Here is a 21,422-nt window from a genome sequence, read left to right as displayed (position 1 = left end):
TCAACCACTTTGTATTTACCCGAGCTTTTGGAAATCAGCTGGACGCTAAAACTACCTGAATGGTTCTTTTTCTTTCTGACAAACACATCACAAAATAGATAAAAAAGCCATGAGACACCCTATTTTTTAATAATTCAAAAGTAATATGCTGAATTACAGTGTGTTTGAGTTAAGTGAAAATGACTTGCTGAAAACAGGAAAAGTTATACAGTCAAATGTGGATAAAATGACCTAAATTCCTGAAAATGAAAAATGAAAAAAATACGCCTTGAGATCAAGTCAAGAAAGAAAAAAAAGAACCTGAGTAGTTACATTGCGAATTTATATTTTTTATTTTTAGTTAATTCTATTGATATATTTTTAGAACTAAAAACTCCATGAGCATAATTATCATAAGAAGATGTATTAGGGTTATATTCATATGCCATAATTGCATATGTAGTTTCTTCTGAACCACTCTTAGTTGGTAAAGGCACATCGGTTTCTAATAATTCAGCATGAATTAATGACAATGAAACTTTAATTTTCTCATTGTCACCTAAAGTAGAATCATCCTTTTTCTTACATGAAAATAAAGAACATAGAAGCATTAAAAAATGATGTGTTGTAACGTCTTCATATCTATTATAAATTGGTTGGTATATTAAAGATACAATATCCTATAAGTAAAACCTAGCCAAATTTAGAACTGATCTATAAAATGTCTAATTATCCACGGATGAATAAGTATTGTAATTAATAAACCTGCCAATGCACCAAATAAATGGGCATCGTGATTAATACGATCATTCGAATTTTTCGAAGCCCAAACGCAATAGCCAATATATAATACCGCAAACAGGTAAGCTGGCATAGGAATAATCAAAAATATTCCCAACATAGCTTTAGGTTCAAATAAAATAAAACCAAACAAAACCGCAGATATTGCTCCAGACGCTCCCAAACTAAAGTATCCTGGATTATTTTTTTGTTGTACTATAGTTGGAATATCACTTAATACCAAACTCACAATATATAATAATGCAAAATACAAATGACCAATTTCACCATTTGCTGCTACAAAATACTTTTCTAGGGAGAACCCAAAGAAGTAAAACGTGATCATATTGAACAACAAATGTCCCCAATCGGCGTGTACCAAACCACTTGTAAATACTGTATAAGATCTACTTTTGTCACGTTGAATACTATACGGATGAAGCATCATTCTGCCTAATATCGCAGGATTAGAAAAGGCATAAATACTAGAAGCCACCGTAATGGCAAATATAAAACTAGCTACAGGAGTATGTAGAATATAATCTTGAATCATAAAAATTTTAAAATCGGTCTTCGATTAGAAATACGTATAACTCTTTGGGGCCATGCGCACCGAGAACAAGCATTTTTTCAATGTCAGCAGTACGGCTAGGACCTGTAATGGTAGTCAACATGGAAGGCATGTTTGCTCCATATTTTTCTTTCACTAAAGCCATTCCGTGGCGAATATCCATTACAAGTTGTGAAGCTTTCGCAAATACAATATGTATCGGCGGATAAATGCTCAAACGGCGACCTCCAGCATTTCCATTAGAAATCATAATACTACCGTTTCGAGCAATGAGCGCCTCGCAAGTGGTAATTCCTATATCAGCGATATGAAAATCATTATCGGTACGTAAAAAAGGAAAGCCGTACGTTTCTAGCAACTCTTGAACAGCAGGCTCCCAAGCAAAAATCTTAGTCACTTCGAGCTCCTCCACCAAAGCAATCAAGTTTTCGATTACAGCAATCTCACCATCACAATAAACAAATTTGCCAGAAACATTCGTGAACTCACGTGCAAAGGTAATATCCAAACCATCCTCTTCATCTTTATACAATGGAGAATCTTCAAAATCTGGATTTGGGTTATCTCGCTTTTGCAACAATGCTTGTCTGATGCTTTTCAGCATGCGTTCTTTAGCTGTAGTATTACGGATATTCATTTAAAAAAAATAAAATAGGTGTACCTGAGGTACACCTTATTGTTTACTTTTCTTCTTCATTCACTTGTGAGGAACTTACTTCTGGTTTTGCCGCTTGCTCAGGCAAAGGAGGCAAAGGCAATTCCGTTTGTGGAACACCACCACCATCTGCACCACCATTCACAAATTCATCATAAGTTGTTCTATTTGAAAAAGGGCGTTTACCCAGAATTTCTTCTAAATCAGCTTGGAATAAAATTTCTTTCTCCAAAAGCTTCTCCGCAATTTTAATAAGCCCTTCTTGATTTGTTAATAATAACTCTTTTGTACGATCATAAACCGCTGTTATCAAATTACGAACCTCTTCGTCAATTAATTGGGCCGTTTGATCAGAATATGGTTTTTGGAATTGCGATTCGCCGTTACTATCGTTAAATGACACATTTCCAACTTTTTCGTTCATACCATATACTGCAGTCATTGCATACGCTAACTTCGTAATACGCTCCAAATCATTTTGTGCACCTGTGCTGATGCGCCCAAATGTGATATCTTCTGCAACACGTCCACCCATAGTCATACACATACTATCAATTAACTGCTCCGTCGTATACAAAAACTGCTCTTTTGGCAAATATTGCGCATATCCTAATGCAGCGACACCACGTGGAACAATAGAAACTTTTACCAAAGGATCCGCATGCTCTAAGAACCAACCTGCAATCGCGTGACCAGCCTCGTGATAAGCAACAATTTTCTTCTCTTCTGGTGATATAATTTTATTTCTCTTCTCAAGTCCACCAATCACTCTATCAATAGCATCTTGGAAATCTTGCATTTCTACCGCTGGCTTTCCTTTACGCGCTGCAATCAAAGCTGCTTCGTTACACACGTTTGCAATTTCGGCTCCCGCAAAACCTGGAGTTTGTGCCGATAATTTCTTTGCATCCACCTCTTCAGCAAGTTTAATTGGTTTCAAGTGTACATTGAAAATATGCTCGCGACCGATTAAATCTGGCTTATCAATTGAAATTTGTCTATCAAAACGACCTGGTCTTAATAAAGCTTGATCCAAAACATCTAAACGGTTAGTAGCAGCTAAGATGATTACACCTAGGTTTGTGCCAAAACCATCCATTTCAACTAACAATTGGTTCAATGTATTTTCACGCTCATCGTTTCCACCCATAACGGAGTTTTTACCTCTTGCACGACCAATAGCATCAATCTCATCGATAAAAATAATACATGGCGCTTTCTCTTTGGCTTGCTTAAATAAGTCTCGGACACGTGATGCTCCGACTCCAACAAACATCTCTACGAAGTCGGAACCTGATAAAGAAAAGAATGGAACTTGAGCTTCACCAGCCACAGCCTTTGCCAACAAAGTTTTACCCGTTCCTGGAGGACCTACAAGTAATGCTCCTTTAGGAATTTTACCCCCTAAGTCGGTATATTTTTTAGGATTTTTTAAGAAATCAACGATTTCCATTACTTCAGTTTTGGCCTCTTCTAATCCAGCCACATCATTGAAAGTAATATTGATTTGTGATTCCTTATCAAATAATTGTGCTTTAGATTTGCCGATATTAAAAATCTGACCACCTCCGCCAGCACCGCCGCCGCCCATACGACGCATTAAGAACATCCAAATAGCAATGATAATTACCAAAGGAAGAATAAATGAAATTATGCTTCCCCATGGGTTAGTCTTTTCTCCCCATTGAATAGATAATTTCGGTGATCCTTCTGGCAATAACTTTTGAGATTCACTCAATTTTTGACTAAGTATATCAGCAGAACCTTCTGTAAAATAATACTGAGGTGAAGAAGAAGAACTAATAGCAATTTTACTATCAGCTGGAGCTACATCTTTATATTTAGGATCATCTTTTAATTTTTCAGGTTTTATATATACTTCAACTTCATATATACTACCATTTTTCAATGCTACTATTTTCTGCACATCGCCTGTAAGCAACATTTCCTTTTCAAACTTTTCGTAGTTGATTTCTTTTGTTGTGCTTGAGCTGTATATATAGTTCAAAGCAAAGAAACCAGCTATTATAGCAATATAAACCCAAATCATATTGAATTTGGGTGGAATTGGAGTTACCTTTTTACTCGGAATTTTTTTCATTATATATTAAACGTATCTAATCTAAAAATAATATTAAGCGCTTTTGAAATTTTCTACCTTGGCATCTCCCCAAAGATCTTCTAAGCGATATCGATCACGTGTCTCTGTCTTGAAAATATGCACAACGACATCCACAAAATCCAATAATATCCACTCGCCATTCCCTTGCCCCTCTTTATGCCATGCGTCTTGCCCCAATGCATTATAAACCTCATCTTCAACACTTTTAGCAATTGCATTAACTTGCACATTGCTATCCGCGCTACATACTACGAAATAATCAGAAAGAGTCGAATTCACTTCACGCATATCCATTTTCACAATCTCAAAAGCTTTCTTCTCCTGCATCCCGTGCACCACTATATCTGCCAATTTGTTAGACAATTCTGAATTTTTCTTTTTACTCATTAAGAAATATTATAGTTTTACTGCGTAATTTAAAATCATTATCACTTGCAAAATAACACATTTTTTGAAGATTCTAGCCCAAATAACATAATTGTTTTTGAAGAATTAGCCTCTACGAATGATTATTTGAAAGAACTATTGTCAAAAGTCAAGCCACTTGAACCTAATACTGTCATAATGGCAAAAAATCAGACGGCAGGTAAAGGACAACGTGGAAACTTGTGGAAAAGTGAACCACACACGAATCTTACTGCAAGCTTTTTACTTTCTCCTGAAAAGTTAGATATTTCCTCTCAATTTTCCCTTACAGTTATAGCGAGTTTAGCTGTTTATGACATTATAAAGACCTTTTGCGATAAACACATTTCTATCAAATGGCCTAATGATATAATGATCGGCAACAAAAAAGTTGCCGGTATTTTGATTGAGAACAAAATAGTTGGCACGCAAGTCAAGCATAGCATTATTGGCATTGGAATAAATGTATATCAAAAACAATTTCCAGCAGAAATTAGTTCTAAAACAACTTCATTATTTCTAGAAAATGTCAATTTAAATATCACAATCATAGAACTGGCAAAAAAAATTCAAAAAAAAATGGCTGAGTATAGCGGTTCTTGTAAAGAAAATAGTGAATTATTCTTAGCCCGATATAACCGAAAATTATTCAGAAAAGATAAAGTCCATTCCTATTTTTTCGAAGGAAATATCGTAGAGGCTACAATATTAAGGGTTGAAAAGGACGGATTTCTGCAAATGGAAATTGACAAAAAACTGCATAAAATTGATTTGAAGGGCATTACTTATTTAGTATAACAAATTATTTACTTGTAAAATGGTTTTATTTAAGCGTAAATTTGCATTAAACTTTTAACATAAGTTAAAGTCTTAAAATAGAATAAGAACTTTGAACTATTATTTATATGAAAAAATTAGGATTATTAATCGTAGCCGTAGTAATGACAATGTCTGCTGCAATTGCGCAGGTTCAAACGCCTGTAAAATGGCAAGTTGCTGCTAAAAAGATTAACAGTAAAGAAGCTGTGGTATTAATTAAAGCGACTATTCAAAATGGTTGGCACATTTATGGTCAGAATGTTGCAGACGGAGGGCCAATGCCAACGACTTTTACATTCAAAAATTCTAAAGATTATACATTAAATGGTAAGCCAGTTGAAAATGTAAAAGCAAAAACTAAATATGAGGATGTTTTTAAAATGAATGTTCCATATTTTACAAACGAAGTTGTTTTTCAACAAAAAGTAAAATTAAACGGAAAGCAAACGAATGTAAGCGGCACTGTAGAATTCATGGCTTGTGATAAAACACAATGTTTGCCGCCGAATGAATACAATTTCACTGTAGCCATAAAGTAAAATTTAAGACATACATTGTTAAAAGGCAGTTTATAACTGCCTTTTTTTTTATTTTTACCACTTATCAAAGTTTATCATTTATAATGAGAACCTACTTATTTTCTTTTCTACTAATATTTTTCCTTAGTTTTCAAAATCAAACTATTGCCCAAGACACATTAATTAATTTTGATGACGTTGAATTTTCGGATGGTATTTCTTCGGATACAGGTTTTGTGGACCTTAGCGATGTAGAATTTTCGGACGGAATCGATGAGTCTGCTATAGATCAAGACACGCTCACACAAGATTCTTCACAAAGTAAAACTGAAAACTTAAGTATAAATAATTCCGAATCTAAAGATGACGACGCTTCTTTGTGGGGAATATTTATTGCCGGATTATTGGGTGGTTTTGCAGCATTTTTTATGCCTTGTATCTTCCCAATGGTGCCATTAACAGTAAGTTTCTTTACCAAAAAAGCAGGTTCTCGATCAAAAGCTGTTTCCCAAGCTTTCATGTACGGCTTATTTATTATTGTCATTTATGTGGCATTAGGTATGTTGATTACCATTGCTTTTGGTCCAGAGGCATTGAATGAACTTTCTACAAACGGTATTTTCAATTTCTTCTTCTTTCTGATGTTGGTGGTATTTGCTGCATCATTTTTAGGAGCTTTCGAAATTACTCTACCAAGTTCTTTTGTCAATAAAATCGATGCCAATTCGGACAAAAGCGGATTAGTTGGGTTATTCTTTATGTCGGCAAGTTTGGCGGTGGTTTCTTTTTCTTGTACAGGCCCAATCATAGGGACATTACTTGTAGAAGCGGCTACGCGTGGCGAACGTTTAGGTCCTGCAATCGGAATGTTAGGCTTTTCTTGCGCTTTGGCAGTTCCATTTGTATTGTTCGCGATGTTTCCTTCGATGTTGAAATCCTTACCAAAATCAGGTGGTTGGCTCAATAGTGTGAAAGTGGTTTTAGGTTTCTTAGAATTGGCTTTGGCACTCAAATTCTTATCCAATGTTGACTTAGCGTACAACTGGAATTTGTTGGATAGAGAAGTGTATTTGGCTTTATGGATTGTGATTTTTGGACTTTTAGGTTTATACTTGATTGGCAAAATAAAATTCTCGCATGATAGTACATTGGAATATATGTCGGTGCCCAGAACAATGATCGCCATTATGGTATTTACTTTTGTGGTATATATGATTCCAGGGATGTGGGGGGCGCCTTTGAAAGCTATTTCAGCATTTTTGCCTCCAGTTGGAACACAAGATTTTGATTTAACCTCAGGAATTTCTCATTCGGGGAGTGCGTCCCAAAGTGCAGATGCTGCATCGCGCAAGCATTATACATATTTCCACAGCAAAGCGACAATCAAAGGTATGGATCCATATTACGATTACGATGAAGCTTTAGCGGCAGCTAAGCAGCAGAATAAACCTCTACTGGTGGATTTTACGGGTTGGAATTGTGTGAATTGCCGTAAAATGGAAGCTGAGGTGTGGAGTTCACCAAAAATCAAGGATTTAATAAATAATGAATTTATTTTGGTTGAGTTGTATGTGGATGACAAAGTTTTAAAGCTTCCAGAATCAGAACAATATGTCTCTGAGAAGACAGGAAAAAAGATAAATACAGTAAGCAAGCGTAATGCTGATTTTCAAATAACAAGATTTGAGAGTAATTCGCAGCCGCTATATGCTTTGCTCGATGCGGATGGTGAATTGTTGGTTCCCACCAGTGGAGCAGAATATGACATTGATAAATATGAAGCGTTCTTGAATTCTGCCTTGGAAAAATTTAAATCAAAAGAGTCAAGCAAATAATATTATTTTAACAAAAAAATAAGTCTGATATTGATATATTTGTAAAATATGACTGAAATCAAAAATATAGCAGTTTTAACATCTGGTGGAGATGCCCCAGGAATGAATGCCGGTATACGTGCTGTAATTCGTGCAGGTATATATCATGGACTAAATATGTTTGGCGTCAAGAGAGGTTATGATGGACTTGTAAAAGGAGATATCATGCCCATGGATGCTAAATCCGTTGCTAATATTATCCAACGTGGTGGAACAATACTAAAAACAGCGCGTAGTGATGAATTTAGGACTTTCGAAGGTCGCAAACAAGCTTACGAAAATATAAAAAAACTAGGCATTGACGCTTTAGTTGTAATAGGTGGAGATGGTACTTTCACAGGGGCATCCAAATTTATTGAAGAGTTTGATATTCCAATTCTTGGAATGCCTGGTACTATAGACAATGACCTTGCAGGAACGGACTTCACTATTGGTTATGATACCGCGATAAACACGGTCGTCGATGCTGTAGATAAAATACGTGACACAGCAGAATCCCACGATAGACTATTTGTAATAGAAGTAATGGGACGTGATTCTGGTCTTATCGCATTACGCTCTGGCATAAGTACAGGTGCCGAAGCGGTTCTGATTCCGGAACTAGAAGTTGACTATAATGCTATCATGAAACGTTTAGATAGTTCACGCAAGAATAAATCTTCTCGCATAATCATCGTAGCAGAAGGGGATGATGAAGGTGGACTTGTTGTAGCTGATAAAATCAAGGAAAACTTCCCACATTATGATGTACGTGTTTCTATATTAGGACACATCCAACGCGGAGGTAAACCTTCATGTATGGATCGAGTACTTGCCAGTCGTTTAGGAGTTGCGGCAGTAGAAGGACTTATTGCAGGACGTCGTGGTGAAATGGCTGGACTTGTAAGCGGGCAAATTACTTACACACCATTTAGCAAAGCAATCAAGCACATTGATAAACTCAATCCTGATTTAACACGTCTAGTAGAAATACTATCTTTATAACAGAAAAACTCCGTCTAAAAGCAATTAGACGGAGTTTTTTTTATTCAATTGGATATTATATTTAAACCGAAGCTAATTCAAAGACTGTGATTTCTGGAAGTATTCCCACACGACCAGGATAACCTAAGAAACCAAAACCAACATTAACATACAATTGCTTTTGCTCTTCAGTATATAAGCCTGCCCATTCATTATAAATATATTTTGCTGGACTCCACTGAAATTCTTCACCACGTACGCCAAATTGCATACCGTGCGTATGACCTGCAAACATGGCGTCGACCTCCGTGTCTAAAACTTGTGCTCGCCAGTGTGAAGGATCATGCGACAATAATAATTTAACAGATTTATCCTCTGTGCCTAGTAATGCTTTCTTCAAATTTCCTTTCTTGGGAAAACGACCAGTCCCCCAGTTTTCAACACCTACAACAGATATCTCTTCATTGCCAACTTTAATTGTGCGATTCTCATCTAACAACAAATCCCAGCCCATTACTTTTTGACTTTGGATCATGTCTTGTAGATTTTTAGTTTTCGCAGTGCTGGCTTCTCTACCATAATAATAATCACCATAATCATGGTTTCCCAGTACAGAATATACACCTAAATCAGCTTTTAGTTTCCCAAAAATATCTTGGTAATTTCTTAACTCACTAGCGACATTATTAACTAAATCCCCCGTAAAAAATATCATATCTGGCTTTTCACCCAAAATCATTTCTATCCCTCCTAATACGGCTTTTTTATTATAAAAGGACCCCGTATGCATATCAGAAATCTGTGTTAATTTGAGTCCATGAAAAGCTTTAGGAAGGTTTGGTAAAACTAATTTTTGACGGCGTACTTGATAATCGTATGCGCCAGAAATTATTCCCCAAGATAAAGGAAATATAGGCAGGGAGGCTACGACAATACCTGATTTCATTAAAAACTCCGATCTAGATATTCCATGCGTTGGAACTTCTGGTAGCGGCTGTTCTAATTCTTCAATGCGCTTTTTGATATTTGCAGTAGACTTTCTTGTGAATACCCGTGTGACCCAAACACCTCCTCTTCTTAAATCATCTAGTAATAAAATAAAGGCATAGATAAACTTACTTATTGCCGTCAAAAAGAAGGCCACCAATATAATGGACCGATATGCAAGAGGAATATTGTATTTGAAAGAAATAAATAATCCTATAAACAGAACTAAGGAATATCCCCACCATAAATAAGTAAACCATTTTTTTCGAGCAAAAACAATTTTCGTAGATCGCAGTGCGAAAAAAATATAAAAATCTAATAAAAATAAAATTACAGCATTAAAAATAAGCATCGATATATCCTGTTAATTAGAAAGAACTAACCTTTTAAGAGCCTGAATCCACTTTGGATCATCATTTAAACTTTCTACCATTACCACTTCTTCCCCACCGAGTTCTTTAAATTCTTCCGCATATTCTACTTGGATTTCATCCAAAGTTTCGATGCAATCAGAGACAAAGGCTGGGCTAAACACTAACAAGCGCTTGAGGCCTTTGTTTGCCAGATCATGTAACGAATCCGAAGTATACGGTTGAATCCAAGGTGTCTTTCCCAATCTAGACTGAAAACAAACTGTATAGCGATCTTCGGGTATGCCAATTTTACTTGCAATCGCTCTTGAGGTTGCGTAGCACTGTGATAAATAACAAAAGGGATTTGTTTCTTTTTTACAGGTATCACAACCTGCGTCCGGACATTTTAATTCTCCTTTCGGGTCTACTTTACCTAACTGACGCACGGGAAGTCCATGATAACTAAACATTATATGATCAAATGAAGTGATATCATGACGTTTACCGTGCTCAGCATACGTCTCAATCATCAAATCATCTTCACAATAACTGCTCACAAAAGAAACTTTTGGAATATATTGCCATGTGCGCATGATTTCCATGACTTTGTCAATCACAGAACCAGATGTAGCAGATGCATATTGTGGAAACAACGGTATCACCTTAATACTTTCTAAATACATCTCTTGCATTTTCTTTAATGCCGATTCGATAGAGGGATTCTGATAGCGCATAGCCAGCTCCACATGAAATTCATCACCCAATTCTTCCTGCAACATTTTTTGTTGAAGTAATGAATAATACATCAAAGGAGAACCATTGACTTCATCCCAAATGGTTGCATAGGTTTCGGCAGATTGCGCAGCGCGTTGAGGAACAATTATACCTCTCACCAATAAATTTCTTCCTAGGGTAGGAATATCCAACACGCGACCATCCATTAAAAATTGTGTTAAATATTTTCTAACTTCTGGAGTAGAGGGAGCATTTGGAGTACCCAATTGTACTAACAAAACACCTTTTTTACGCTTATTATTCATTGACACAAAAATAAATAAAAATTAGCGCCTGCTGAGATGGGACACCGAATATGATAATTACATGACCTGAGTAATTATAGCTGCTCTAAAGTATCCTTTACATTTTTCATAAGCCACATAGGCGTGGAAGTTGCACCGCAAATACCTACAGTATCTCCTTGATTAAAAACATCTGAATCAAGCTCTTCCACTCCTGAAACAAAATAAGAATTGGGGTTTGCTGCTTTGCAGACATCATAGAGCACCTTCCCATTAGAAGACTTCTTACCAGAAACAAAAACAATTTTGTCATAATTACGTGCAAAATCATTCAAATCATCATAGCGATTTGAGACTTGTCTACATATGGTATCATTCGCCTTAACATCATAGCCACGTTTAATCAATTCTTCTTTAATAGCATAGAACTTATCTACACTTTTTGTTGTTTGACTATACAAGGTAAATGAAGAAGGAAGTTCAACTCCGTTTAATTCATCAATATCCTGAAATACGAGTGCTTCATTATTTGTCTGCCCTTGAAGTCCAATGACTTCTGCATGGCCGTGCTTGCCAAAAATCAAAATCTTCTCATCATCATCGTGCGATGTTTTTATTCTGTTTTGCAACTTTAAAACTACAGGACAAGATGCGTCGATTAGTGTGATGTTATTTTCAAGAGCTATTTTATAGGTCTCTGGAGCTTCACCATGCGCGCGAATAAGAACTTTTTCATTTTGCAAGGTCGGTAACCGATCGTGATCAATTATTCGTAATCCTTTAGCTCTTAAACGAGATACTTCTTCATCGTTATGCACAATATCACCTAGACAATACAGATAGCCATCTTGCTCGAGTATCTCTTCAGCCATATCAATGGCATAGACCACACCAAAACAAAATCCAGAATCCTTATCAATCGTAACTTGCAGATTTTTTGACATATCACAAAGTTAGTAATAAGAATTGGTAGGTAAAATATATTGAAAAATTCATAAAAAGAATGAGTTTAATATTTCTTTAGAATTTTTCCTTTTTCTGTACCTTTGCAAAAATTTATAGATAATAAACGTTATGGCAACTAACAGAACTTTCACGATGATTAAACCTGATGCAGTAGCAAATGGCCACATCGGTGCTATTTTAAACGACATTATTGCTGCAGGCTTCAAAATCGTAGCGATGAAATATATTCAATTATCAGAAGACACTGCGGGTAATTTTTATGCGGTACACAAAGAAAGACCTTTCTATGGAGATTTAGTTAGTTTTATGACTTCAGGTCCAATTGTAGCTGCCATCTTAGAAAAAGATAATGCTGTAGAAGACTTCCGTACGTTAATCGGTGCTACTAATCCTGCTGAGGCTGCTGAGGGCACTATACGTAATAAGTATGCTAAATCAATTGATGCTAATGCAGTTCACGGATCTGATTCTAACGAAAATGCAGAAATTGAGGGTGACTTCTTTTTCTCCCAATTCGAAAGAGTATAGTTTTGTTTAGAACACTAATTTATAAACAAAGGATAATCCAATGATTGTCCTTTGTTTGTTTTATAAGTAAAGCCTATGTACATGACAAAAATTGTAATAAATTGATGTTTAACTTGTTGAATCCTGACAATAAACATTCTGTAATATAATCAAGGCCGTATTTGAATATAGACACGGCTTTTCTTTGATGTTTCTTGATTTTAATATGTCGAATCTGGGTATGAATATAATCACCAACTTTGTAGCACCACAGGCATGCTATCATCGTAAGCATAAATAGGTTTTCAAGGCGATCCAAGTTCGTAACATGGGTATCTTCTATATTGAACTCGCAGATTTCATAAATTTGAATAGTGTCTCGATATTCCAGCGCCGCCTATAATATTCCAGTGCCTGCTGTGGTTTATTGAATGATACCAGTATTAAAAATTCAACTTTTCCATCGATCACAGTTTTAGTAGCTGATAGGTAACATAATTGACCGTGCATTTCTACAATATGCTGGTAATGTCTGAATTCCCTGCTATTAAGGTTGTTAAACAAGTGCCATACCGTTACTTCTTTTTGTTTTCTGGGCAAGAACACCTTAAAGTTATTCCGGATCCTGATATGATACCGGATGCTATGTTCATTTAAGAATCCTAACCATTTCTCTCCGATAAATTCACGATCAGCTAATATACAGTCGGTGGAATCCAGTCCAAACCAATCGATGAAATTCTGGACCAATGTAATTCGTTCCTGTGAATTAGAGTTCCCTCGCTTGTCCCGCATCTTAAACATGATTGGAATGGCAACAGACTTATAACTGATACCCAACATGAGTATATTGATGTTTTGCTGTCCAAATTTCCAGTTTGTCCTATACATGACTAGAATAATGGGGTTGTTGTTTTGTAAAAGATTGAATATAAGTGTACTGATAAGTCGCATTGGCAGACCCACTTGCGCCATGAAGCGCTGGATTCTCCTAAAACAACTGCTGGCAGCGGATGAAGAATCAAATCCTGCAGACAATTTGGAATAGTTTACTGACTTAACTTTGCATAGAGCAGTTATAAAAAGACAGACCAGGCGGATCCTGGAAAGATTGAGATCCTTGCTTAGATGGGCTGTAAATACGGTTAATAAATCCGTACATTTATCGCACTGACTGGCATTCTTGTTTAAGGACATTACGTTGAAAATAACTCCTTAATATACTAAATATCAGTCTTTTAACCAAATTTATTACGAAATAATCACCTGATAATTAGGTGGTTGTATTTTTTGTCATGTACTAAAAAATAGGATATATAAAACAATAATTTTTAGCTTTATGCGTTTATTAATAGACCAATTCGAAGATAACATAATATTCTTCTTAGCGTGACATAGGGGTAATGTCTATTCGCTACTTTGTTGAATCATAAAAGCAAATATTATGAAAACAACATTTGTAAACGAGGGCCATATTGGTCAAATAAATCAGGATTATACGCTCTCTAATGGAACAATTATTAAGTCAGTATTATTTACTGATGATTGTCAATCTCCTATCCGGTACTATCTTAAATATTATTACCAGAATCTGGAAATAACGAGAGAAATGTTTGAAATTTATAAACGCACTTTAGGCGTGGTATAATTAGAAAACCCACTTAAATTAATTAGAGAGCCTTCTTGGTCTACTCTATTCGAGTAGGCTTCTTCCAGATCCAGATGTCAATAATTATTATGTACAAATCTAGTATAGAACTAAGATAGATCATGAAGTTCTTTATCATTAGCAGCGTAGGACTCGAATTCTTTCCGCGATAGATGTTTTACTTCAAGACTAAGCGCATCCTAAGCATCATCACGTAGATTACGAGCTTGTAAGTTATTGATTGGATCTTTACACTCGTTGAGGACTACTAGTATTTTATTTATCCATTCTCTCATAGAATAAAGATAAGGAAAAAGCCTAACGGATTAGGTTAGGCTTGTACTAATGTCTTTAACACCTATAAATAGGGTCTGCTGAAAAACTCAATGATTTTTTCAGCAGATTTTTGAGTATTGTGATATGAGGTTGCCATTTTTGCGCAGATCTACTATATAATTGATTATTATATTGATTATGCAATAAAGTGCTAGCTCGGCCAATTTGACCAAGTTAAGCACCAATACGATGCAGCTAATCCAAGTTTCGCTGGTTCTTGCTAGACGGGCTAAAATGAGATTCATTCCGTAGCCAGTCTTTGCTTGACCAAACTTCCCTTCGATCGGATTGCGTTCTCCTGGACTTACACGATTCTGCCATGCCAGTGCCGAAGGTCTTCCCAGCGGTTTGGCCTTCAAGGTGATCCCGATATCCTTAAGGTAAGTTCTATTCTGTCGGTTGCAGTAGATCTTATCTGCCAGAACATATTGCGGATAATAACCGTATGTCCTCTTGTACTCTTCTACACTTGTCTTAAGCCGCGTTCCCTCATTGTAGGCTTCCCATTCCATATCTCCGATCATGGTAAAACCATCGACAAGACTAGCGTTAATCTTGGCACCAAACTCTACTTTTGCCTGACTCTTGCCTCGAACGATTGGTCTTACATGGGGTTGATGGATACTCACAATGCGATGTTCTATCGAATGGCTGCGAGCATGATACATGCTGGACTGCTGCTGGTAAGCGTGCCGCTTGTGAAACTCCACGAACAAGGAGGCATCAAAAGGTGCTACATCACAAAAGGATGGATAACCTAGAAAGTACTGCATGTAAATGTTCTCTGAGATCTGATCTACAGTTTCACGGTCGTCTAGGTTACACATGTCTTTGATGATCATAGCTCCTAATACAACACGTGGACTCAGTCCAGGACGACCTGTATCTTTCTTGGGAAATGATTTGTAATAAATGTTCGATAAACTATCCCATGGAAGCAGGTGAGCTAACTTAAACAAACGGTTTTCCGCGTTAAGATGACGCTCAAAAGGAGACTCAAATCCTTCAACACTGAGCTGATTTGGGCTACTATAAATAGTGGTAGGTGCACGCCATTTTGATGCTTTTTTCATAAATCCTTGCACTTCATACCCTAAAAATAAATATAATCCATTGACTAACAAAGAGAATAGTGTTTTTCAGCAGACCCTACTTATTTTCATCTAAAAAAATTCTATGCGAAGCTTTAAAGTCATAAAGCCTAAGACTATAGAAGATATCACTTTTTATGCAATAGATTTTGAACACATATTATAACCTTTTAGTATTAATATTTATCGCATTTTAAATGACTATATAGGTTGGCTTCCTTAACAATTTAAACATCCAATTCGTGCCTAACACGTAGAAGAACCACTATTGCAACTTAATAAATTTTTTATTTTAAAGAAAGCCCCTTAATTTAAGGGTATATTTGTTGTTACGATGTTAAATAAAAAAAATTAAGTGGCATGGTTATTGACTAGCCACCTATTAATAGTGATACATCATTTATAGACATATAGTATATACTAAAGCGTATATACTAATGTCTAATTTAAAGATTAAAATAAATTAATGAGTTTTTTTTCTAAGTTATTTGGTTCCAAAAAAGTGGCGGGTGATAAGGTAAGATCCTTAGGTAAGTTAGCATTTTTAGAAGTAGACATTCATAATCATTTATTACCCGGTATTGATGATGGAAGTTCTTCTGTGGAAGATTCGCTTGAATTAATTAAAGGATTAAATGGCTTAGGTGTCCAAAAATTCATATGTACTCCACATATTATGGAGGATATTCATCCAAACACAAAGAGTTCTATTCAGACAGCATATAATACTTTAATCAGTGCATTAAAAGAGACTTCGAGCAAAACTAAAATTTATGCAGCAGCTGAACACATGATTGATAATGGTATTACTCAGTTAATCGCTAAAGATAATTTATGCGTTATGCCTGGTGGATATGTACTCATTGAAATGTCCTATTTAGCAGAATCAAACGCACTTTTCCAAACTATTTTAGATATACAAAATTTGGGATACAAACCTATTCTCGCTCATCCTGAACGTTATCCATATTACCATTACAACTTTGATATGTATAAAAAAATCAAAGATGCTGGTTGTTTATTACAGTTAAATTTATTGTCTATAAGCCGGTATTATGGTACAGAGGTTAAAGTTGCTACTTTGACAATGTTAAAATCAGGTATGTATGATTTTGTGGGCACAGATTTGCATCACCAAAAACATTTAGCTGCTTTGCAAGATGTTGTTGCTAAATATCCTATCCGTGATTTAATAAGAACATGTAATATATTAAACCCTACGCTATTAGATCATTTCAATAATGATACATCTATTGCAACAGGCTAATATTGTAATATTAATTGGGAATATAAGGTGGAAAATTTTTCCACCTTTTTTTGTGCTATGCATAGTTTTGAAGAGTATTTTCTAAATTTGGATTACTTGGAATTATATAAAGGAAAATAAATTGATAGCAAAGGAGACGATAGATAAAGTTTTAGATGCTGCTCGCATAGAGGAGGTGGTGGGTGATTTTGTGGATTTGAAGAAGAGAGGCACTTCGCTTATTGGAAATTGTCCTTTTCACAACGAGAAAACACCTTCATTTCATGTCTCTGTAGCAAAGGGTATTTATAAATGCTTTGGTTGTGGCGTGGGTGGTGATTCGCTAAAGTTTGTGATGGAATTGGAGAAGTTCTCCTATCCAGAAGCCATCAGATACCTTGGAAATAAATACGGGGTAGAAATCGAGGAAATCGAACGTAGTCCTGCACAGCTTGCTGCTCAAGATAAACGGGAGAGTCTATATATTCTGAGTCAATGGGCTGGTAAATTCTTTAAAGAGAATTTGTGGGAGACTGATTTTGGAAAATCTATTGGTCTTTCTTACTTCAAAGAGAGAGGATATCGCGAAGATATCATCAAAAAATTCGAATTAGGTTATTCACCTGAGCACTGGACTGCTTTGGTGGATGGAGCAAAGAAAGCCGGTTTTCAAGAAGAATACCTTAAGGATATTGGTTTAGCTATAGAACGTGATGATAAGTCACTTTACGATCGTTTTAGAGGTCGTGTGATTTTTCCTATTCATAATCTTACAGGAAGGATTATTGGATTTGGGGGACGTACGTTAAAAACAGAAAAAACTGTCCCCAAATATGTCAATTCCCCTGAATCTGATATTTACCATAAGTCAGATGTCCTTTATGGCTTAAATTTTGCCAAAAAGGCAATAATGGATGCTGACCTTTGCTATTTGGTAGAAGGCTATGCCGATGTAATTGCAATGCATCAGACGGGGGTGGAAAACGTTGTTTCCTCTTCTGGAACATCACTTACAACGGGTCAAATCAAATTAATTTCTCGATTCACAAAAAATGTAGTGATTCTCTACGATGGTGATGCAGCTGGAATAAAAGCTTCTTTGCGTGGTACGGATATGCTACTAGAAGAAGGGCTTAATGTTAAAGTTCTCTTATTTCCGGATGGAAACGACCCTGACTCATATGCCAAGCAAGTAGGTTCTACATCATTTAAAGAATACATTGAAAAAAATCAGGAAGATTTTATTTTCTATAAAACCAACATCCTTCTAAAAGATGCGAAAGATGATCCGATCAAGAGAGCGGAAGTCATTCGAGAGGTTGTTGAGAGTATTGCATTGATACCTGATGAAATTAAAGTTTCAGTTTTCATAAGACAATGTAGTTCTTTACTAGATATTGAAGAGCGGATATTACTTACTGAGCTAAATAAAATCAGGCTCAATAAAGCCAAAGCGCAAGATAAGAAAGCGGCGCAAAATAGAGTTCAAGTTGCGCCTCAATCTCCTCAGGGTGATTATCCTGGAGATATGCCGCCTGCAGATTTTTTCTTAACAGAACATGAAAAAGCTGAAGCGGGTATTAGTACTAGTACGGGGCAGCAAATTATTACTGCAGAACTCTTACAAGAACGAGAAATTGTACGCATTTTATTGAATTACGGTCGAGAACTGGTGACATGGGAAGGTGATGGAGATATTCCTGTTGCGCCCTACCTACTTGGTTGTTTGGATGATATTGAATTTGAAGACTCAGCTTGTGAAAGTATCATAGCAGAGTTTAGAAAGCAAGCTGAAAATTTTGAGGTTCCTGATGCAAAATTCTTTATTTCATCTGAAGATAAAGATGTTTCTGCATTAGCAGTAGACTGCATTGCATCCAAATATGAGATTAGTCCTAATTGGAATGACGATAAACGCAAAATTTATGTCACACAGGAAATAGAACACCTGCAAGAATTAGTTATTCAAGCCATTTATCGTATCAAAAAGCGTAAGTTTTCTCGAGAAATGCAAAAGGTGCAAGAAGAACTGAAAAAGAATCTTTCTCCAGAAGATATGGAAATAGAATTGCATAAATATCAAAAGTTAAAAGAAGCAGAAAAGATGCTAGGGCAGCTGTTAGGAAATATTGTAATCAAATAATTCGTACATTTTAAATATTTCGTGAGGTCAACTTATTTACGACTTGCTAAATTCAGGGAAAACTTAGCGGTATCCTTTCTAAAAAAGCGGTTATGATTATTTGCAGTTAAATGGCGACAGCTAATAATGTAAAGTCAATATATTCGTTAAAGACCAGTTTTAATTTGCATTTGTCGAAGTAGGAAGTCGAATTATTTTTGGAAATTCTTTGATTTTCTGGATTAAAAGAAAAGAAATTTTATTCAAGCGGTAGAGCCTTAAATAGAGTTAAATATTTACCAAGGAGAAGTGCGATTTGATAGAGTATCAGTATATTTAGATTCAAACAAAGTAGAATTAACCAAAGATGCTTTTTGGAGCAACTAAACTAATATAACATGCGTATAAAATTACTTTCAGGTATATCATTAGCTATTTTATTAGCAATCAGCGGGTGTAAATCTCAGCAAGGAAAATTTGAGTTTGTGCAGCCAGAATCGGGACAACGTGTTGCTTTAGGTGAGCAGGTGAAATTGAAGCTTAATTTCCCGAGCACTTCGTTGGATTCGGTTGTTTATTCTATAGATGGGCAGCCCTTTGTGACTAAAACTGATACAACAAGCGTAATTTTTGACACTAAAGAATTTGGCTATGGTGACCGTTCTTTGTCTGCAAAGATATATGCCCAGGGGAAAGAAGACATCGCTTACAGCAATGTATTAGTTCTTCCGCCGAATGCAAAAAACTATTCCTTTGAGGTAGTAAATGAATTCCCACATGATACCAAAGCATATACACAAGGATTACAATTTGCAGACGGAGTATTATATGAGACAACCGGAGGTCCTGAAGATTTGGCTAGTGAAGGAGTTGTTACATCAATTCGAAAAGTTGACTTGAATACAGGTAAAGTTTTAAAAATCGAAAAACCTGAGGGATTTTTCGGCGAAGGTATGACTATCGTGGAAGATAAAATTGTTTTTCTTAGCTGGCAAAATAAAAAAGGGTATTTCTTTTCTAAGGAGTCATTCAGGAAATTAAGAGAGTTTAATTACGAGAACAGCCTTGAGGGTTGGGGAATTACTAACGAGGGTACAAAACTTATAAAATCTGATGGTTCTAATAAACTATATTTTTTGAATTCTATTACAGGACATGAAGAAGGTTTTATCACGGTTTATGATGAAAATGGGAAAGTAGATTTGCTGAATGAATTAGAATACATTGATGGAAAAGTATATGCTAATGTTTATGGTAAAGATATCATTGTAATTATTAATCCACAAACGGGTGCCGTTGAGGGACGAATCAATCTTGTTGGATTATACACAGAAGGGCGTTCGGGAGTCAATAATGAGTTAAATGGTATAGCATACGATGCTGCAGGGAAAAGATTATTTGTAACTGGCAAACTTTGGCCGAAATTATACGAAATAAAGCTTATTGAAAGGTAATAAAAAGGCAGCGGTAAAAGCTGCCTTTTTTATGGCTTTAAATCTCCATTAGGAACGGAAAACTTGATTTTGTCGTTTAATTCAATATCTTGGTGCTTATTCTGCTCTTGCAGACGATCTGGATACAAAATGCCGTATAAATGATCTACTTCATGCTGGAAAATTACGGCAGTAAAACCCTCGATGTTTTCTTCAATTATATTTCCCTTTTTGTCCCAGTGTTGAATTCGAATAGCATAGCTTCTTCTCACATCCTCACGTCTATCAGGGATAGAAAGACAACCTTCAGCACCCAGGCGCGTTAGTTTTGATCGCCAAATAATCTTTGGATTGATAAAAAATTCGAATGGCTCTCCTGCTTTGTCAAAACGCTGCACCCATATCAAATTTTTATTGATTCCAACTTGAGGAGCTGCAATGCCCACACCTGCATGCTCTGGCGCTTGAACTGTTGCAAGCATTCTTTTTTCCAAAATTTCTAATAATGGGTCATCTATCTTAATATCTTGAGAAGTAGCCTTTAATACTGCTAATTCTTTCTCATCTGTAGTTAGGTAAACGTGCATTTTGCTGCTTACATCGCCACTTGAAATAATGGCTTTTTCTTTTTCAGTAAAGTTCTTTGCCATAGCTTTATTGACTGGTCGTTCGTTCTTTGGTCCTTTGTATGCTTTTTCTCCAGCTAAAATATGAGTTTGAAGTATATTTTCTGCTGGTGGCTTTGGACATCTGTATCCAGAGCTGTATGCACAATATGGATTGTATGCTTTGTTAAAATCAATTGTGATTTTTCCGTTGACCACTTTTGATGCATCTAATTCAATGTATCTGCCACCAGTATATGTCTCAAATCCATTTGTCTCATCAATGAAAGGTAAGAGTGAACTACCCATTTGCTAAAGACAAATGGGCTTCGGGCTTCACAGACTTGTGCTTTGTTGCCAAAGTCTTATTTGAGTCTCCGCCCGTGTAATCGCCAGTTCCTGACGATATTATTTTTAATCCTT

19 protein-coding genes are annotated in these 21,422 nt (G+C 36.0%); 8 read left to right on the top strand and 11 right to left on the bottom strand.

Annotation, left to right across the window (positions count from 1 at the left end):
* Positions 1–308 precede the first annotated feature (308 nt).
* The 5 genes from FLS47_RS13670 to rsfS form a co-directional block, all read right to left on the bottom strand.
* The gene (locus FLS47_RS13670) at positions 309–512 is read right to left on the bottom strand and encodes a hypothetical protein (protein WP_149914920.1); all 204 of its coding nucleotides are present in this window, start codon (positions 510–512) and stop codon (positions 309–311) included.
* A gap of 170 nt (positions 513–682) precedes the next feature.
* Positions 683–1,312 carry a rhomboid family intramembrane serine protease gene (locus FLS47_RS13665; RefSeq protein ID WP_149914919.1) on the bottom strand — a complete coding sequence of 210 codons (630 nt, stop codon included), beginning with the start codon at positions 1,310–1,312 and terminating at the stop codon, positions 683–685.
* 7 nt (positions 1,313–1,319) lie between these two features.
* Positions 1,320–1,967 carry a LutC/YkgG family protein gene (locus FLS47_RS13660; RefSeq protein ID WP_149914918.1) on the bottom strand — a complete coding sequence of 216 codons (648 nt, stop codon included), beginning with the start codon at positions 1,965–1,967 and terminating at the stop codon, positions 1,320–1,322.
* A 43-nt stretch (positions 1,968–2,010) separates the two neighbouring features.
* The gene (ftsH, locus tag FLS47_RS13655; RefSeq protein ID WP_149914917.1) at positions 2,011–4,086 is read right to left on the bottom strand and encodes an ATP-dependent zinc metalloprotease FtsH; all 2,076 of its coding nucleotides are present in this window, start codon (positions 4,084–4,086) and stop codon (positions 2,011–2,013) included.
* A gap of 33 nt (positions 4,087–4,119) precedes the next feature.
* Entirely contained in the window at positions 4,120–4,494 is a 375-nt protein-coding gene (gene rsfS / locus FLS47_RS13650; RefSeq protein WP_149914916.1) for a ribosome silencing factor, read from the bottom strand.
* Positions 4,495–4,539: 45 nt separating this feature from the next.
* On the opposite strand from rsfS, the gene FLS47_RS13645 reads away from it, so the two are divergent.
* The 4 genes from FLS47_RS13645 (at position 4,540) to pfkA (ending at position 8,707) form a co-directional block, all read left to right on the top strand.
* Positions 4,540–5,310 (top strand): biotin--[acetyl-CoA-carboxylase] ligase, encoded by a 771-nt coding sequence (locus tag FLS47_RS13645; RefSeq protein ID WP_149914915.1) that lies wholly within the window; start codon positions 4,540–4,542, stop codon positions 5,308–5,310.
* Between the two features lie 107 nt (positions 5,311–5,417).
* Positions 5,418–5,870, top strand: coding sequence for a protein-disulfide reductase DsbD domain-containing protein (locus FLS47_RS13640; protein ID WP_149914914.1), 453 nt, complete (start codon positions 5,418–5,420; stop codon positions 5,868–5,870).
* An 83-nt stretch (positions 5,871–5,953) separates the two neighbouring features.
* Positions 5,954–7,684, top strand: coding sequence for a protein-disulfide reductase DsbD family protein (locus tag FLS47_RS13635; protein WP_149914913.1), 1,731 nt, complete (start codon positions 5,954–5,956; stop codon positions 7,682–7,684).
* A 48-nt stretch (positions 7,685–7,732) separates the two neighbouring features.
* Complete coding sequence (gene pfkA, locus FLS47_RS13630; protein ID WP_149914912.1) at positions 7,733–8,707, top strand: 6-phosphofructokinase; 975 nt, start codon at positions 7,733–7,735, stop codon at positions 8,705–8,707.
* Positions 8,708–8,768: 61 nt separating this feature from the next.
* On the opposite strand, the gene FLS47_RS13625 is transcribed toward pfkA, so the two are convergent.
* The 3 genes from FLS47_RS13625 to FLS47_RS13615 form a co-directional block, all read right to left on the bottom strand.
* Positions 8,769–10,025 carry a metallophosphoesterase gene (locus FLS47_RS13625; protein WP_149914911.1) on the bottom strand — a complete coding sequence of 419 codons (1,257 nt, stop codon included), beginning with the start codon at positions 10,023–10,025 and terminating at the stop codon, positions 8,769–8,771.
* Between the two features lie 12 nt (positions 10,026–10,037).
* Positions 10,038–11,066 carry a ferrochelatase gene (gene hemH, locus FLS47_RS13620; RefSeq protein ID WP_149914910.1) on the bottom strand — a complete coding sequence of 343 codons (1,029 nt, stop codon included), beginning with the start codon at positions 11,064–11,066 and terminating at the stop codon, positions 10,038–10,040.
* 74 nt (positions 11,067–11,140) lie between these two features.
* Entirely contained in the window at positions 11,141–11,989 is an 849-nt protein-coding gene (locus FLS47_RS13615) for a 4-hydroxy-3-methylbut-2-enyl diphosphate reductase (RefSeq protein WP_149914909.1), read from the bottom strand.
* A 130-nt stretch (positions 11,990–12,119) separates the two neighbouring features.
* Here FLS47_RS13615 and FLS47_RS13610 point away from each other — a divergent pair, with 130 nt between their 5' ends.
* Positions 12,120–12,539 carry a nucleoside-diphosphate kinase gene (locus FLS47_RS13610; RefSeq protein WP_149914908.1) on the top strand — a complete coding sequence of 140 codons (420 nt, stop codon included), beginning with the start codon at positions 12,120–12,122 and terminating at the stop codon, positions 12,537–12,539.
* A 318-nt stretch (positions 12,540–12,857) separates the two neighbouring features.
* Here the strand turns inward: FLS47_RS13610 and FLS47_RS13605 are convergent, their stop codons facing one another.
* Both FLS47_RS13605 and FLS47_RS13600 read right to left on the bottom strand, forming a co-directional pair.
* Positions 12,858–13,715 carry an IS4 family transposase gene (locus FLS47_RS13605; RefSeq protein WP_223225288.1) on the bottom strand — a complete coding sequence of 286 codons (858 nt, stop codon included), beginning with the start codon at positions 13,713–13,715 and terminating at the stop codon, positions 12,858–12,860.
* A gap of 846 nt (positions 13,716–14,561) precedes the next feature.
* Complete coding sequence (locus FLS47_RS13600) at positions 14,562–15,626, bottom strand: transposase (RefSeq protein WP_188347435.1); 1,065 nt, start codon at positions 15,624–15,626, stop codon at positions 14,562–14,564.
* A 433-nt stretch (positions 15,627–16,059) separates the two neighbouring features.
* Between FLS47_RS13600 and FLS47_RS13595 the strand changes: the two genes are divergently transcribed.
* From FLS47_RS13595 to FLS47_RS13585, 3 genes are all read left to right on the top strand, one after another.
* Positions 16,060–16,860, top strand: a complete 801-nt coding sequence (locus FLS47_RS13595) for a tyrosine-protein phosphatase (protein WP_223225287.1) — start codon at positions 16,060–16,062, stop codon at positions 16,858–16,860.
* 121 nt (positions 16,861–16,981) lie between these two features.
* Positions 16,982–18,982 carry a DNA primase gene (gene dnaG, locus FLS47_RS13590; RefSeq protein WP_149914906.1) on the top strand — a complete coding sequence of 667 codons (2,001 nt, stop codon included), beginning with the start codon at positions 16,982–16,984 and terminating at the stop codon, positions 18,980–18,982.
* 377 nt (positions 18,983–19,359) lie between these two features.
* Positions 19,360–20,415 (top strand): glutaminyl-peptide cyclotransferase, encoded by a 1,056-nt coding sequence (locus FLS47_RS13585; protein ID WP_149914905.1) that lies wholly within the window; start codon positions 19,360–19,362, stop codon positions 20,413–20,415.
* A gap of 29 nt (positions 20,416–20,444) precedes the next feature.
* Here the strand turns inward: FLS47_RS13585 and def are convergent, their stop codons facing one another.
* Positions 20,445–21,308 carry a peptide deformylase gene (def, locus tag FLS47_RS13580; RefSeq protein ID WP_149914904.1) on the bottom strand — a complete coding sequence of 288 codons (864 nt, stop codon included), beginning with the start codon at positions 21,306–21,308 and terminating at the stop codon, positions 20,445–20,447.
* Positions 21,309–21,422: the final 114 nt, after the last annotated feature.

This window comes from Sphingobacterium cavernae (genome assembly GCF_008520265.1).
Lineage (GTDB): Bacteria > Bacteroidota > Bacteroidia > Sphingobacteriales > Sphingobacteriaceae > Sphingobacterium > Sphingobacterium cavernae.
The sequence above is the reverse complement of the archived record's forward strand: the minus strand, read 5'-3'. Positions and strand labels throughout refer to the sequence as shown.

Excerpts from the sequence above, each read along its gene's own strand:
- FLS47_RS13665 (WP_149914919.1), bottom strand. The coding sequence starts at position 1,312 with ATGATTCAAGATTATATTCTACATACTCCTGTAGCTAGTTTTATATTT.
- FLS47_RS13660 (WP_149914918.1), bottom strand. The coding sequence starts at position 1,967 with ATGAATATCCGTAATACTACAGCTAAAGAACGCATGCTGAAAAGCATC.
- ftsH (WP_149914917.1), bottom strand. The coding sequence starts at position 4,086 with ATGAAAAAAATTCCGAGTAAAAAGGTAACTCCAATTCCACCCAAATTC.
- rsfS (WP_149914916.1), bottom strand. The coding sequence starts at position 4,494 with ATGAGTAAAAAGAAAAATTCAGAATTGTCTAACAAATTGGCAGATATA.
- FLS47_RS13640 (WP_149914914.1), top strand. The coding sequence starts at position 5,418 with ATGAAAAAATTAGGATTATTAATCGTAGCCGTAGTAATGACAATGTCT.
- FLS47_RS13635 (WP_149914913.1), top strand. The coding sequence starts at position 5,954 with ATGAGAACCTACTTATTTTCTTTTCTACTAATATTTTTCCTTAGTTTT.
- pfkA (WP_149914912.1), top strand. The coding sequence starts at position 7,733 with ATGACTGAAATCAAAAATATAGCAGTTTTAACATCTGGTGGAGATGCC.
- FLS47_RS13625 (WP_149914911.1), bottom strand. The coding sequence starts at position 10,025 with ATGCTTATTTTTAATGCTGTAATTTTATTTTTATTAGATTTTTATATT.
- hemH (WP_149914910.1), bottom strand. The coding sequence starts at position 11,066 with ATGAATAATAAGCGTAAAAAAGGTGTTTTGTTAGTACAATTGGGTACT.
- FLS47_RS13615 (WP_149914909.1), bottom strand. The coding sequence starts at position 11,989 with ATGTCAAAAAATCTGCAAGTTACGATTGATAAGGATTCTGGATTTTGT.
- FLS47_RS13610 (WP_149914908.1), top strand. The coding sequence starts at position 12,120 with ATGGCAACTAACAGAACTTTCACGATGATTAAACCTGATGCAGTAGCA.
- FLS47_RS13605 (WP_223225288.1), bottom strand. The coding sequence starts at position 13,715 with ATGTCCTTAAACAAGAATGCCAGTCAGTGCGATAAATGTACGGATTTA.
- FLS47_RS13595 (WP_223225287.1), top strand. The coding sequence starts at position 16,060 with ATGAGTTTTTTTTCTAAGTTATTTGGTTCCAAAAAAGTGGCGGGTGAT.
- FLS47_RS13585 (WP_149914905.1), top strand. The coding sequence starts at position 19,360 with ATGCGTATAAAATTACTTTCAGGTATATCATTAGCTATTTTATTAGCA.
- def (WP_149914904.1), bottom strand. The coding sequence starts at position 21,308 with ATGGGTAGTTCACTCTTACCTTTCATTGATGAGACAAATGGATTTGAG.